Here is a 15,244-nt window from a genome sequence, read left to right as displayed (position 1 = left end):
GCCAACCAGCACATTGCCGGTGGCCGGGCCGAACAGGCCGGCCCCGATGCTGTCGATGTCGGCAACCGCGGTCGGCACGTCATCGACGATGTTGACGGACAGCGTGCCTGTGGCGTTCTGGCCGTCCTGGTCGGTGAGCGAGACGGCAAGGTTCTCGAACAGGCTGTTGGTGGAGGCGCCGGTAGCATGGGCCTCGTTGTCGAGCAGCGTGTAGGTATAGCTGACGGTGCCGGTTGCGGGATTGTAGCCGGTCACGTTCAGCGTATTGCCGAGCGCGGTGGTGAAGGAGCTGGCGGTGAACACGCCGTTGGTGATGAAGGCATGGCCGTCGATGGTCAGCGAGGCGATGCCGTCGGGCGAGGAGATGGTGAAGGTGCCGCCCTGGGTGGTGCTTTCCTTCGAGGTGTCGGAGCCGGCCGATTCGCCAACGCCGCGGCTGGCCAGGAGGTCATCCTCGTTGACGGTGACGTCGCCGCCGTTGGCGGCCGGCGTCAGGTCGGTGATCACCGGCGGCGAGTTGCCGATCGAGATGGTCAGCGTGGTGTGCGAGGTGTCGCCGTCGCCGTCCTTGATGGTGTAGGTGAAGACGTCGTCATGGCCACCGGCGGAGCCGGCATCGCGGGTATAGGTGTAGGTGCCGTCGGCGGCCAGCGTCAGCTTGCCGTAGAGACCCTGGATCTGCACGCCGAGTGTTGCGGTATTGTCGAGGGCGGCATTGGTGTCGCCGGCGACGACGCCGACCACGGCAGCGCCGTCGGCGCCCTTGGTATCGGCAACCCCGTCGGTCGTGTTGCCGTCGAGGGCATCGGTTCCGCCAACCAGCACATTGCCGGTGGCCGGGCCGAACAGGCCGGCCCCGATGCTGTCGATGTCGGCAACCGCGGTCGGCACGTCATCGGACACCGTCACGTTGACCGTGCCTGTCGCCTGGGTGCCGTCGGTGTCGGTGGCAACCACGCCGAGATGGCCCAGATCGACTAGGTCGTCGGCGTTAATGCCAGGATGGGCATCGTAATTGTTGTTCAGCGTCGCCGTCACCGTTGCCACATTGTTGGCAACCGCCAGATCCAGCGTCACCACAGTCACGGCGCCGTCATTGCCGACGATCTGGGTGTCCGACACCCGGGTCCAGGTCAAGTTGGCGGTGTTCAACCCGCTCAGGTCGGTGCCAAAGGCGATCGAGGCGATCGCATCCGAGCCCGGCGTGAAGGTGATCGAGTTCGAGGCGAAGTCAGCGCCGGCCGGCGTCGAGCCGTCACTCAGGTTCTGGTCGTCAAGCGCCAGCGTGATCGGAGCGCCGGCAACCGGGGCCGCGCCGTCCGTGATTGTGAAGGCGATGTTGGCCATCGACGTGTCGAGATCGCCGTCCGTCACAGTGTAGGTCGCGTTAACAGCTACCGGACCGGAACTGTTATCCACCGAAGCGTCCGGCGTGAACGAGTAGGACCCGTCCGCCTTCACCTGGATGGTGCCCGCGCCGATGTCGATCAACTGCGAGTAACCCGTGCCGGCATCGAAGATCAGCGCCGTGCCGTTGATATGCGTCACCGTCGCGCCGTCGGCGCCGGCGACGAAGTCCAGCGTGCCCGTCAGCGCCGGGGCACCTTCCGCAATCGACTGCGAGGCCTCATCATGCGCCGTCGGCACGTCGTCGACGATCTGAACGGACAGCGTGCCCGGAAGGGACACGTCTCCGTCGGTGTCGGTAACCGTCATCGTCATGTCGTCGAAGATGGAATCTGTCCCCGCGTCGGGGTGAGTCGCGCTATGGACGAGCGTGTAGCTGTAGCTCACCTGGCCTGTGCTGGCGTCGTAGCCGTTGACGGTCAGCGTGTTGCCGAGCGGCGTGATGATGTCGATCGGCGTCGATGCGCTGTTGGCAAGAGCCGCGCCCGAAATCACCTGGCCGGCGATGGTCAGCGAGCCGACACCGTCGGGAGAGGCGATGGTGAAGGTGCCGGTGTTGTGTTCGGAGATGTCGCCGTCAACGCCTGGCGCCGACGCTTCGCCCGAACCTTCCGGCCCAGGGCTTTCCGGCAGGCCCTTTTCATTGACGATGGTGTCGCCGCCCTCGACGGAAGGCGTCAGGTCGATGATCGACGGTGTGGAATCCGGCCGCAGGCTTGGGAACAGCTCGCGATGATCCGGCTGGCCGAACGCCAGGTCTGTCGGAGGCAACAGTGCCGAAAGACCGAACCCGTCGCCGATGCCACCGGGGGGAACCGAGAAGTCTGCGCCGGCGCTTGGGTTCGAACCTCCCGGGCCGGCCGATATCGAACCATCAGCACCGAAGGCGACATCGACGTGGCTCGCTTCAAGAGCGGCCAGCAAGGCCACGCGCGGAACTTCGACATCACCGATGATGAAGGTCGGCACGTTGAGCGCGCCATCCTTGATGAGGATGACTGAACCGTCGGCCTGTTCCAGCAACAGATTGTGGCCGTCGACCTTGATGTTGTCGATGGAGACGTCCGCCGGAAGTTTCACGATGTTGCTGGCGTCGGCCACGTATTCATGCGGCGCGGCTGCCGCCGGCGCTTTCGCCTCCGCGGGTGCTGCCGGCTGAACGGGTGCGCCACTGCCGACATCGACCGGCACCGGCTCGGCAGGCGCCGCCTGAGCGGCCTGCGCTACCTGGATGCCTGCCTGCGATGGCGAGCCGCCATGTTCATGTGAAGAGTGCTCGTCCCAAGAATTCGAGACGGTATCCAAATCGTTACTGGTCGTCATCGCCAAACCCCTCCGGCATTTCCCGGATAGAGACAGTGACGACTTCTGCTTTGCAACTGTCCCGCAATCAATTTCATATATCCCGGTATGCAAGTCTCGGCATTTTTTACGTGTGGTAAACCCGGAAGATATAATCTGATATGCATTGGCCGCGCCGCGCCTCGTTTGATATCCGCCGGCTGAGCTGGATTGGTAAACAGAAGTATAAATTTGAATAAAGTTTTACACAAAATAGGTATTCCCGATTGAAGGAAACTTATCCACCTTCCTTTCCAGTAATTTGAGACAAGATTGGTACCGTCCACAGTCAAGAGGTGGGCGTCATGAAAAAAGAAAAATCTGCCCTGGGAATAACCGGGCTCAGGCTCCTCCTGCTGGCAATGGCGATCGCAAGCCTGCCGCAGCCATCATCCGCGAAAGCAATTACCGTGAATGCCGGCGCTGCCGCTGGAGTTCTGGCGGCGGTCGAAACCCCGTCCAGTCTCGGCGGCGTTTCGCTGGCTCGGCCGCAGCCATGGCAGCCGGTTCCAGCCTACCGGATCGGCATGATTTTCAGCAGCTCTGTTGCCGTCGATGAAAAGCGTGGTTCTTCGATCGCGCCGCCCGCCGCCGGGACCGACCCGATCCAGACGGCGGCGATCATTCCCGGCGTGTTCGGTTCTGTTGCCCTGTCGATGCGCAATTTCCCCGTTTCGGCGCGCTGGGCGCCGGTCTACAAGGCAATTGTCGACTGTACCGCGAGCAGCGCGTGCGAACGCAAGAACAGCGCCTTTGCCGAGATCGTCAAGGCAGCCGGGAACAAGCGCTTCATCGACAAGTTGTCCTTCGTCAACTCAAGTATAAATCGCGCCATCGCCTACAAGAAGGACAGCGCGGTTTACGGCAGGCTCGACTACTGGGCCAAGCCCGCGGAAATCCTTGAGCGGCGGGCAGGGGACTGCGAGGATTTCGCCATCCTCAAGATGGCCGCGCTGCTGCATGCAGGCATCCCGGCGCAGAGCATGTCGCTGGTCGTCTTGCAGGATCGCAAGCGCGGTTTCTTTCATGCCGTGCTGTCGGTCAGCACCGGCAGCGGCGTCTTCATTCTCGACAGTTTGAGCAATGTAGTTTCCCGCGACACAGACCTGCCGACCTACGTGCCGCTGTATTCGTTCAGCACCGATCGCGCGTGGATCCATGGCGCGAAGACCGGTTCTGCTCAAATAGCCGATATCAAGGGCGGCCTTTCGACGGTCGCGCCTGGTGAAGGTGTGCAGCCGTAAGCTCCCATCAGAGAGTCTTGAGCGCTCTATCTCTTGTTTGACGCAATTTTCCACGGAAACCGCTCACACTTTTCCCGGAATTGCTCTAGCCGCCGAAGACGAACGCCATCAGCAGTTCCGGCTCGACCACCGGCGCCCGCACCGCGCTCAGTTGACCGCGGTAGCGGCGGTCGCCGGCGCCTATGACGAAACCGGTCGCGACCGGCGTCTCGCCATTGGCGTCGAGCCTGGCGAATATGTCGGCGACATTGAGGTCCAGCGCCAGCTTGAGATCCTGGCGCGCGTCCTCGTTCGGCGCCACCGGCAATTGCCGCCGCACCAGTTGCTGGAACGGCGCATTGAAGGTCAGGATCTTCTTCGACGATGCCAGGGCAAAGGCCGGCGAGGGACAGGCGACGAGAATGGCGCTGATGGTCTTGATCGACGCGAGCCTCTGCAAGGTGAGGTTTTGGTCGGCCAATCCACGCATGCAGGCTACGCGAATTGCCGATGTCAGGTTTCCGGCGTTGGCGTGGCTCTCTGCAATTTCCTCGATCAGTGTGCCGATCGTGCATTTGCGGCTTTCCGCCATCTGCTTCAGCGATGTCCAGAACGCCCGTTCCAGACGAATGCCGCGGCGCGTGCCGCCACGCGCCACAACCCGGAACTCGAGACCGAAATCCTCACTCGCCAGCGGTGGCAGCAGCCGGTCGCGATCGACCGGGCGGGAGATCGCACTATCGCTCACTCATTGCCTCCTCCCGCGCCTTGTTGATTGGTTTCAGAAGGTAGGTGAGAATCGTTTTGCGTCCGGTCTTGATGTCGACCGAACAGATCATGCCGGGGATGATGGAATAGGTCTTGCCGTCGCGTGTCAGGGTCGATTTGTCGGTGGCGACACGCACCTGATAGTACGGTTCGCCGGTCTTCTGGTCGACAAGGCTGTCGGCAGTGATGTTCGACACCTTGCCTTCGATGCCGCCGAAGATCGAGAAGTCATAGGCGGTCACCTTGATCAGGGCATCCTGGCCCGGCCGGATGAAGGCGACGTCCCGCGGTGAGACCCGGGCTTCGACCAGCAGGGTCTCGGACGTCGGCACGATACCCGCGACGACCGCGCCGGGCTGGACGAAGGCGCCGACCGTGTTGATGTCAAGCGTGTTGACGATACCATCGACAGGCGAACGGATATCGGTACGCGCCACCTTGTCGGTGGCACCGCGTATCGTCTCGTCCACCACCGAGAGATCGGCCAGCGCCTGTGTCAGATCGCTGAGCGCTTCCTGTTGCAGCTGGAGGCCAAGTTCGTCGACCTGAAGCTTGGCTTCCGTGATGGCAGACCTGGCTTTCTTGATGGTCTCTCCGGCAAGCGTCAGCTGACCATTGAGCTCGGTCTGCTCGCGCTCGACGCGGAGCTGCTCGGTTCGCGCCATCAGGCCTTTCTTGACCATCGCTTCGACCAGCTTCGCCTCCTGGTCGCTGACGGCCAGGTTCTTGGTGAGGCGATCGGCATTGGCGTTGGCTTCGTCGAGTTCCTTCTCACGCTGATCGAGCCGCGACTTTAGAACCGACAGTTTGACTTCGAAGTTGTCGCGCCGCGCGATTAGCAGCTTCTGCTCGTTGTCACAGATTTCCGGCGCCACCTTCTGGATCTCTGACGGACAGGGAAACGCGCCCTCGAGGCTGCCGGTCTGTTCGAATTGGAGCCGTGCAATGCGCGTCTGCAGCGCCCGCGCCTTGGCCTGCTGCTCGCCAAGGCTGGAAGTGTTGAAGGTGTTGTCGAGACGAATGATGAGGTCATTCTTCTTGACGACCTGACCGATCGTCACGGCGATTTCCTGAACCACGCCCGGCTCGCTGGCCTGGATGATCTGGGTCTTCGACGCCGGTATGATCTTGCCGTCGCCGCGTGCGATTTCATCGACCTCGGCGAAGGATGCCCAGGCTACCGAACTCGCAAAAAGCGCCCCGATAATGAATATCGAAGCCGACGCAAAAAGCGGCGGACGATCTTCCCTGGCTAGCATTTACCACGTCCCAACGTGCTGTATTCACGCATAATTCTGTTCGTCAGGCGCTTGTTTTCTGCAGCGCCTGTATCACTTGGTCTTTCGGTCCATCGGCAACGATCTTGCCCTGCTCGATGACAATCAGGCGGTCGGCCAGCTCGAGCATGCTGAAGCGGTGCGTCGATACGATCAGGGTCGTGTTGCGATCGAAGGCCACTTTGAGCTGCTTGATCAGCTGGCGCTCGGAAGCCAGGTCCATCGAGCCGGACGGCTCGTCCAGGAACACGATTTTCGGTTTGGTCAGCAACAGGCGGGCAATTGCCATTGTCTGCCTCTGACCGCCCGAGAGATTGGTGCCGCGCTCGCCGACATTCATGTCGTAGCCTCGCGGATGGCGGGAGACGAAGTCGTCGACGCCGGCAGCCTTGGCCGCCTCGACGATCTGCTCATCGGTCGCCTCCGGGCACGCCATCAGAAGATTTTCCTTGATGGTGCCCGAAAACAGATCGTTGGCTTGCGCGACGATCCCGACCGCGGCGCGAACCTCAGATGGGTGGTATTGGCGGATGTCGATCCCGTCCAGCAGCAGCTCGCCGGAGGTCGGCAGGAAAAGCCTGCCGATCAGCCTCCCCATGGTCGTCTTTCCCGAGCCTATGCGGCCGATGATGCCAATCCGCTCACCGGGCTTCACCGAGAAATTCAGGCCGGTCAGCACTTCGTTTTCGGAACCCGGGTAGACAAAGCCGACATTCCTGAATGCCATTGCACCGTTGCGAATGGGGCGGTTGACGAAACCAACCGTGTCCGGCCGATCCTCAGGCTGCGCCATGATCGAATTCACCATTCGCAGGGACAGCATCGCCTGGCGAAGTCTGGACAAGGTGATCGCAATCTGCCCAAGCGGGGCCACCGCCCGGCCCGCCAGCATGACGGTGCCGATGATGGCGCCGGTCGAGACATGCCCTTCCGAAAAGGCATAGGCGCCGGCCACGATCAAAGCGACGGTGACCATCTGCTGGATGGCTTGCGTTATGTTGCCGGCGGCAGCCGAAAGCTGTTTGATCTTCTCGGACGTGTTGGATGCGTTCTTGGAATGCTCCGCCCATTTTCGCAGAAGGTACGCCTCTGCCCGCAGCGATTTGATCGTTTCCAGCGTGGAGATGGATTCCACCAGCAGGGCCTGGCGCTGCGAAGCCTCGTTCATGGAAGCGGCAACGCGTTTGCCGATGCGCCGTTGCGTGATCAGCCCGACGATCACCGAGGCGACAAAGGCAATGGCCGGTATGACGACCAGCCAACCGCCTATCGCATAGATGACAAGAAGAAAGACGAAGACGAAGGCTGTGTCGATGAAGACGCTGATGGTGTTCGACGTGAAAAACTCGCGCACGAACTCGTACTGGGTCACCCGATTTGCATATTCGCCGGTTGAGCCGGGCCTTGCCGACAAGGACGAGTTCAGCACCTTCTCGAAAAGCATATAGGAGATGCGAAGATCGGCCTTGCGCCCGGCATAGTCGATCAGTGACGCTCTGGCGGTCTTCAAGAGCAGGTCGAACAGAATGACCGCGCCGATCCCGATCGACAGCACCCAGAGCGTCGATATCGCCTTGTTCGGCAAGATCCTGTCGTAGACGTTCATGGTGAAGATCGGTGAGGCAAGAGCCAGCAGATTGATGAATACCGCCGACAGGATGACCTTCGAATAGGTGCGCCAGAACGGCCCCATCGTGCCGGTCAGCCAATGACGCCGCTCGATCTTGGCCGCCGAACCGACGCTCATCGCCTCTACTGCGTTGGCATAGGTTATCGAGAAGGAAACGCCGCCACTAATATAACTTCCGGAAAACTCGGATTTGCTAATTGTCGTGCGCCCGTCTTCCTGGGGAGCGGTCGTAAATCCACCGTCCTCGGTCTGGGCAAGCAGCGCAACCGGCAACTGGCTGACGCGAAACAGAATGGCGGGAAGGTCGATGCGTCCGCGAAGAAAGTCGCGATGGCTGAATTCCGTGATTTCAAGACCGATGCGTTCGGCAAGATGCCGGATGGCGTCGATATCGATGCGGGTGTCTGACAGCGGCACGCCGGCAAACAGCACGGTCTCGGAACTCGGCCTGCCCAGGTACCCGGCAACAGCGGAGAAGCAGGCCTTGAACGCCTCTTTTGGGGAGAGGATTTTGGGTTGTGGGTTCACGATCGGCCCGCAGGACTATCGTTCGTCCTTGACCTTCCTACCTCTTTCTTACCGGTGCGAGGATGTCGAAAGGCAGATCGTTCGTCTGTTCCGACGGCGTGCGCGCATAGGTTTCGGTGTCGGCCGTTTCAGGCGCATTGAACTCGGCCTTGGCATAGGCGGTGGCCTGTTTTGCCGGCTGAAGATTCATGGTCTTCAGCAACTGCCCGGTTGCCGCCAGCAGCCGGTACTGCGCGAAAAGCGACGCGTAGGATGCGGTGTCGGCAAGCGTAGCTGTGTTGAACCGCGTGTTCTGCGCGTCGAGCACGTCGAGCAGCGAGCGCTGTCCGACCTTGAACTGCTCGCGATAGGACGCCACCAGCCTTTCGTTGGCGGCAGCCTGAAGCTTCAATGTCTTTGCCAGATCGGCCTGCCGGAAGCGGCGATCCCATGACGTACGGACGGCTTCCTCGATCTCGCGCAGAACCTGGTGCAGCACAAGGCGCTGCTCGCTGGTGCGGCGGACCTGCTCTTGCTCGTTGGCTTTGTCGATGCCGCCGCGATAGAGGTTCCAGCGCAGCACCAGCCGCGCCTGCAGGTCGCTAGCGTCGCCATCGTCGCCGTCGATGTCATAGCCGCCGCGGGCGCGGCCTTCGGCGATGACGGAGGGCCCGAATTTCGCCCGCGCCGCATCCACCAGGGAGGCGGCGGCGTCGATATCGCTGTTGGCCATGTGGACGCGCGGATTGTTCTGTCGCGCCAGCCCTAGCGCGTCGTCGAGCGACCTTGGCAGCGCGCTCGAGACATCGCCTGGCCTTGACGCGTTGGTCAGCGGCTTACCGACCGTCTTGAAGAACCGTATCTTGGAAGCCTCCAGTTCTTCGGTCGCCTCCTGCATACGTGCCTTGGCAGCGAACAGCCGCTCCTCGGCCTGCTGGCGATCAGCCTCGTTCAACGCGCCGCCTGCAATACCTTGCCGGATGTCGCCGAGGATTGCCTGGTGAAAGCCCAGATTCTTCTTCGCTTCCGAAACGATCGAAGCCTGCAGCATGTATTCGAGATAGTCCTGGACGACAGACAGTCCAATGAATTCAGACCGTTCCAGCACCCGGAACGATGCGCCGTCGACCCGCGACGCCTGACGGTTCAGTTCCGCCCGCCTTGCGCCGCTGTCATAAAGCGTCTGCGTGACAACGACATCGGCTTCCGACGGATAGAGCGCGTCATCCTCTATGGACAGCGAACGCCGGGAGGAATTGTCGAGACGACGAACCCCCGCCGACGCCTCGACATCGACGCTGGGAAGATAAAGTCCCTTCGCTTGGCGTAGCTCGAATTCGATTGCTTCGCGGTTTTCGATCGCTTGGCCAATTTCGGGGTTGGACTCCACCGCAACCGCCATCGCCTCCTGGAGAGTGAGCGCGTGAGCATTCCCACAACTCAATATGGCGACCGTCGTCAGCAGGCCGAGGCGCTTGCCTATCGCCGACATAGATGTCGTATTCATTTCACCCCACCCCAACGTTCCCCTGCGCCATTATTGCCAGGCGTTACAACTCAACCGTGATTGTTCACAAATTTGCAAAATATGGGAGCACTTATTGATTTAGTGACCGCTAAAACGCTAAATTCAAGCAAAATTCTATAGAATGTCGCAAAAATGGCACATAAAATACCCACTGCGGTTTTTGAGTAACAGCCGTCCGAGTTTGAACAGGCAAGCGAAACCGCTCCGGGAAGGAGGACCGCAAGGCCACCTTACGACCTATTTGCTCCTGATAGCTTGACTATTTCTGGGTGTATTTTTTCAGCGAGGTGACCGACAACATCTTGGTTGGCGGCTACAATCGGCAGGATAATCTTAGCCCGCTTGTCAGAGCCTGGAACCGACACCCCGGTCTTTCTTGGACCTGAAGCGTGGGCATAAATCCCTGAGCCGGCGAATAAAGGCCGACAACTGCTTCACTGGCCAGCGTGCCAGCATAGGGCTCATATGACGGCCGATCAACGACTCGGTCAACCGAAGAGGTGACGGTACTTTTTGAGGCGGTTCTGTAGGCCATCGAATGCCGCAAGGTCCAAAAATCGCTCCATTGAACCCGATAGCTGGTGAAACCTCAAAATAGTTCTTGCGGCGATTTTCCGTTTTTGACGGTTAGTGTCCGCCTTTTCGCAGCTCAGAAAAAAATCTGACTGGAATTGAGTCATACGCTGTTTAAACAATGCGGAACGAAGTGGTCGGTTGCGCCACCACTTTGCGGGACGACATACGAGAGTTGCAGGACGAGCGCGGTCAAACATCGAGGGCCGCCGGCTCGTTAGATACCACTACTCGTTCCTCCGCGCCATTCCAACAGGCTGAACTTCGAGGCAAGTGAGCCGGTCCTGGTCCGGCGCCTCGACTCGTAAATCCATTCCACCGATCACAACTGCCTGCAAGCTGCCGCTTGTTTGCTACTTCCCAAGTCTCATCGGCCATATCGAGGCGCTAGACCGTCAGCTGGTCGCGCGCTGTTGCCACAGCTGCCGATCTGCAACCGTCCCCATTTCCGCCGTTCTGGACCCTGTCTCCCAACGTTTGCAAAACGAGGTCAGCTATGGTCGGCAGTTTGGGGTCGCGGGAGCATACGGGATGATACGGGACCTTTCAGATTTTGGCCCACCAAAATCCAGCAAAATCAACAATTTCCGTTTGCCCTCCGGGCCCACCAATAACTCACGGCTTACGCCGAACTCTTTGTTTTGTGATCGCATCCGCGAAAAAGCACTCTACCGTCAAAGCTTTTCCCCACCTCTCGATAATTTCGCAAGCTGCCGCTGGCTATCGGCGGATCGTTGATGCGCAACTGTGACGGCGGTCGTTACCGTGGCTCGAGTGTCAGCAGATGTGGTAAGGCTGATTGTCGACGAGTAGCAGAGGGGTCCAGCAACAATGACTTTGAGACGAACCAGAGCTTACGGCGGATCCGGCTTGGTTCTGGCGGTTTGCACTGTATTGGCTTGGCAAAACGCCACCGCCGCTCAAGATTGCTACGCAGCCGCGACGCCTGGCGTCAATTGGCAGGAGTGTGACAAAAAGCTTCTCATCCTGGAAGGACAGGACCTGAGCGGGGCAAACCTGTTCGGTGTTGATTTCACTTCGACCGACCTCAGGAACAGCAATCTCCTTGCGGCAAATTTTGAGAAGGCAACGCTTGTGCGCGCTTCCCTGGCCGGCTCGACCGCCAAAGGCGCCCGGTTCGACAAAATCGAGGCGTACAGGACCGACTTCAGCCAGATGGACGCGCAGGGCGCTGTGTTTACGGGCGCGGAAGTGCAGCGCTCGAATTTCCAGAACGCCAATCTGGTCAATGTTGATTTCACAAAGGCGGAATTGGGGCGTGCACAGTTCCATGACGCCGATATCAGCGGCAGCCACTTTTCGTTTGCCAATCTCGCGCGGGCGGATTTCCGAGGAGCGAAGTTCACCGCACCGATAGACTTTGACGGCGCTTTTTTCTTTCTGACCCGTATCGAGGGCCTCGATCTATCCAATTCGGCGGGTCTGTCCCAGTGGCAGCTCAACATGGCTTGTGGAGACGCCCGGACCGAGTTGCCTTCTGGCATGACGAGGCCAGAAGATTGGCCCTGTCAATTCCAGCAGGAATAGCCCGCCCGTCCGCTTCCCGCCCAAAGGCTGCCGGGCGGCAAAGCGCCTCAATTCAGTCCTCGACCGCGGGTCAAAGCACGACACTGCGGGACATTTCCGGCAATCTCATTTACCGGCGAACGACAACGACCAAATGGAGGACGGATGCCCAAGGTCAAAGGTGATACCGCTCTGGACAAGGAGCGCGCCAAAACAGAGAAGCTCCTCAAAAAGGTTGGATACACAGCCTTGAAGGAGGCCGGTGTGGTATCCAAGCGACCCGACCTCCCAAATCTAAAGATTGAAAAGCGAGGGAAGTAGCGCGGACACTCCCATGCTGACCTGACCGAAGGCACGCCCAAAATGTAGACGTCTGCTTTGCCTTCTCAAGCTAGGAGTGTGCAGGCGGCGCTTGCGACAACCACAAAGCGGACTGCTGGGGCCGGAAGAAGCTGTCGTATTTCCGCCCCGGTGCGATCCGATACTTCACAACTTTTTCACTTTCCAATTGGGGGGCCATAGCAAATGAACGAAGAGACCGGCGTTCAGAAGTTGGTGCGCACGCTGCGTGCTCGAGCACCTGATGACGCAGCTGAATTGCTCGCTAGAGAGTCTCCCGAGTTCATCCGCGACACACTAAAGCTGTTGCCGGACGGGCACGCCCGTAAGGTGGCCGAGCATTTGCCACTGCATATGCGGCCCATCAGCTCTCATGACGGTGAGATGGGTTTCGCGATCCCCGAGTCGCTCGTCGACGTGATGGACCCGATCCCCGCCAGCGTTCCTGTCGGGACGACGGTTGCTGCCGCGGTGGAAGCTGTCAGAGGCGCCCAGGTGCCGACCGAGCTCACTTATCTCTACGTCACGGACGAGGGCAATAGACTGGTTGGCCTAGCGGTCCTGCGCGATCTGATGCTGAGCGAACCCGACGCGATTGTCGATCACATCATGCTGCCCAGGCCGTTCGCTCTTGATGTCGGTCTCTCTTTGAGTAACGCATGCAAGGCGGCGGTACGGCGTCACTATCCTGTCTATCCGGTGGTGGATGCGGAGAACCGGCTGCTCGGGCAGGTTCGCGGCTGGCGATTGTTCGAGCAGCAAATCATCGAGATTTCCGCCCAGTCTGGCCAGATGGTAGGCCTCCAGAAGGAGGAGCGCTCTTTTACGCCGCTGTTTTCAGCCTTCCTGAAGCGTCATCCGTGGCTGCAGTTGAATCTCCTGACGGCCTTCATGGCCGCATTCGTGGTCAGTTCGTTCACAGGCACGATCGAGAAGATCGTTGCTCTGGCGGCGTTTCTCCCGGTCTTGGCCGGGCAGAGCGGAAACACCGGCTGCCAGGCACTGGCTATGACGCTGCGTGGCCTTGCCCTGGGGGATGTGGACAAACGACCGAAGCTGCACTTGGTGATGAGAGAGGGCGCGCTCGCGGCCGCCAACGGCGTGCTCGTCGGCGTTGTTGCGGCTGCGGCGATGTGGTTCTATGCCTCGAGGCAACCGGCGTCGGCGGCGCAAGCGCCGATGCTGGCACTTGTGATCCTGCTTGCCATGTCCGGATCGTGCCTCATGTCCGGCATCTCCGGCGTGCTGATCCCGTTGGGCCTGCGCCGGGTAGGCGCCGATCCGGCGGTCGCCTCGGCGATCTTCCTCACCACCGTGACCGATATTGTAGGCATGGGCCTGATGCTGGGGCTGGCCACCATGCTCGTGCTGTAGCAAGCTGCGTGCGGTGACGCGTCCCTGGGCGTTGAGGCAATGAGCTGACCTCGCGTTCAAAGAAATTGCAAGACCCGGGCCGAATCGCACACGCCTCGTGAGAAGCACCTCCGGCAGCTCTCCGTCCCTTGCGAAACGCGACGGAAGGCCTTTGGAGAAGCCGTGGGTGACCTTGAAGCCTGGTGACCAGATACGCAGGATCGCCCACCCAATATTAATCTTGTCGGCTGTGCGATCCACTACTGATGAGATTTGATTTTGTTAAGCCTTGGGCCAAATACTTCAATCACGTGCAGCAATGTTGAGAAGAGTTTTTGACAATCAGCGCAGCCGAAATAGGAATAAACCCGATATCTTGTTGCGCAGCTGCAACAGCTGCTGAGGACTCGCATAAGTCCGGCGACCGTTCAGTCGCCTTTTTCTTGCAGTCGTGCTAAATCCCTCGCACTAGTCGGGTTTGGGGTGGGTTCTCGGCATGCAATCTTCGTTTCGAACGATCTTCGGCTTCGCCGCAGCGCTGCTTTGTGCCGGCGTGTTGCCGGCCGGCGCACAAGGTCTTTTTGGGGCCTATGACGATGCGTTTGCGGCCCGCATCGCCAGTCCGGCCGACAATGGAACGCTCGCCCAATTCGTCACGGTTGCGGTCAACGCTGGGCAATACGATCAGGCGATCTCCTCGATCGAGCAGTATCTGATCCAATACCCGCGCGATGCGCGCGCCCGGCTTGCGGCCAGCCGGTTATATTATCATGTCGGGTCCTATGAATTGGCCCGGCGGCAGGTGCAGTACGGCATCGAAGTCGGAGGTCTGACCGCAAGTGAGCAACAGGAAGCTGTTCGCCTGCTCGCCCGCATCGAGCGCGCGTTGCGTGGCGTCACCTGGGAACTCGCCCTGACCGGCGGCGTATTCAGCGCATTCACCGATTTTGAGCCAGGCGGGGCGCAGGACGACGACAGCTTCGTCTCGCCTTACGGGCAGGCGGAAGGTTTTGTGCGGTGGGACCTCGGCACGCCAAGTGCCGACGCGCTCGTTCTTTCGGGGTCGTTGACCGCGACTGAGCGTCTTTTCACGGAAGACCTGTCGGTTCCGGGTGGCGAGAAGACTTTTATCCACGGCAACGCAGCGATTACCTGGGACAAGGGACTGCCCAACAGCGGGATCGATTCGCTGCGCCTGCTGCTTTCCGCGTTTACCGTTACGGATCGTTTCGACAGCGACATTTACGAAACCGGCATCGGCCTCAGTGGACGTTTCGTCGTTCGCCCGACCGTCGAGACGACGCTCTTCGCCGGTGGCGGCTACATCGATCTAAGCGCCTCGCAAGGCATTTTCGCCGATAGCAGGGTCTTCTATGAAGCAGGCGGCAGCTACCGCTTCCGCAATGGCCAGGCGCTCGGCTTGCGCTTTGTCGGCTCGAATGACTTCGCTTCCGGATCGGGCGAAATCAGCCGCAGCTATACGGGCGAGGTCCGCTATGGCGGCCTGTTGATGAACGTACCGGATTTTTTCGCATGGTCGCACCAGATCGCCTTATCGGCCGGCCACAGCGACACTCCCGATCTGTCCGTCGGCATCGGCACAAATATCAAGAGCGACTTCTGGCGCATTGCCTCGGAAAGCGATTTTCAGCTGACGGAAGCGCAGAAGATCAGCGTCGATCTCGCCTACCGCAAAACCAACTTCGCCCTCGCCAACCGCGACCGAAAATCGCTCGAAATGCTCATGAGCTATACGTTGACGCTCAATTGA

9 protein-coding genes are annotated in these 15,244 nt (G+C 60.1%); 4 read left to right on the top strand and 5 right to left on the bottom strand.

Annotation, left to right across the window (positions count from 1 at the left end; translation table 11 throughout):
• On the bottom strand, positions 1-2,730 hold a 2,730-nt coding region (locus NKI88_RS19415), incomplete at its 3' end, for a beta strand repeat-containing protein (RefSeq protein ID WP_352656647.1).
• 323 nt (positions 2,731-3,053) lie between these two features.
• Between NKI88_RS19415 and NKI88_RS19410 the strand changes: the two genes are divergently transcribed.
• Positions 3,054-3,992 carry a transglutaminase-like cysteine peptidase gene (locus NKI88_RS19410; RefSeq protein ID WP_352656645.1) on the top strand — a complete coding sequence of 313 codons (939 nt, stop codon included), beginning with the start codon at positions 3,054-3,056 and terminating at the stop codon, positions 3,990-3,992.
• A gap of 85 nt (positions 3,993-4,077) precedes the next feature.
• Here the strand turns inward: NKI88_RS19410 and NKI88_RS19405 are convergent, their stop codons facing one another.
• The 4 genes from NKI88_RS19405 to NKI88_RS19390 are packed head-to-tail and all read right to left on the bottom strand — an operon-like array spanning position 4,078 to position 9,660.
• Positions 4,078-4,719, bottom strand: a complete 642-nt coding sequence (locus NKI88_RS19405; RefSeq protein ID WP_023667950.1) for a ribbon-helix-helix domain-containing protein — start codon at positions 4,717-4,719, stop codon at positions 4,078-4,080.
• The gene (locus tag NKI88_RS19400) at positions 4,709-5,998 is read right to left on the bottom strand and encodes an HlyD family type I secretion periplasmic adaptor subunit (protein ID WP_023667951.1); all 1,290 of its coding nucleotides are present in this window, start codon (positions 5,996-5,998) and stop codon (positions 4,709-4,711) included. The genes NKI88_RS19405 and NKI88_RS19400 overlap by 11 nt, the downstream gene beginning before the upstream one ends.
• A 43-nt stretch (positions 5,999-6,041) precedes the next feature.
• A complete protein-coding gene (locus tag NKI88_RS19395; RefSeq protein ID WP_023691465.1) occupies positions 6,042-8,174 on the bottom strand; it encodes a type I secretion system permease/ATPase in 2,133 nt (710 codons plus the stop codon).
• Between the two features lie 37 nt (positions 8,175-8,211).
• Positions 8,212-9,660, bottom strand: coding sequence for a TolC family protein (locus tag NKI88_RS19390; RefSeq protein ID WP_352656642.1), 1,449 nt, complete (start codon positions 9,658-9,660; stop codon positions 8,212-8,214).
• A gap of 1,425 nt (positions 9,661-11,085) precedes the next feature.
• Between NKI88_RS19390 and NKI88_RS19385 the strand changes: the two genes are divergently transcribed.
• From NKI88_RS19385 to NKI88_RS19375, 3 genes are all read left to right on the top strand, one after another.
• Entirely contained in the window at positions 11,086-11,802 is a 717-nt protein-coding gene (locus NKI88_RS19385) for a pentapeptide repeat-containing protein (protein WP_023687777.1), read from the top strand.
• Positions 11,803-12,306: 504 nt separating this feature from the next.
• A complete protein-coding gene (locus NKI88_RS19380; protein WP_023736095.1) occupies positions 12,307-13,494 on the top strand; it encodes a magnesium transporter in 1,188 nt (395 codons plus the stop codon).
• 475 nt (positions 13,495-13,969) lie between these two features.
• Positions 13,970-15,244: a tetratricopeptide repeat protein gene (locus NKI88_RS19375; RefSeq protein WP_352656640.1), complete on the top strand. Its 1,275-nt coding sequence runs from the start codon at positions 13,970-13,972 to the stop codon at positions 15,242-15,244.

It is taken from the genome of Mesorhizobium sp. M0317, from assembly GCF_040321555.1.
GTDB lineage: Bacteria > Pseudomonadota > Alphaproteobacteria > Rhizobiales > Rhizobiaceae > Mesorhizobium.
Note: the sequence above shows the minus strand (reverse complement) of the source record. Positions and strands in the feature narration are given on the sequence as shown.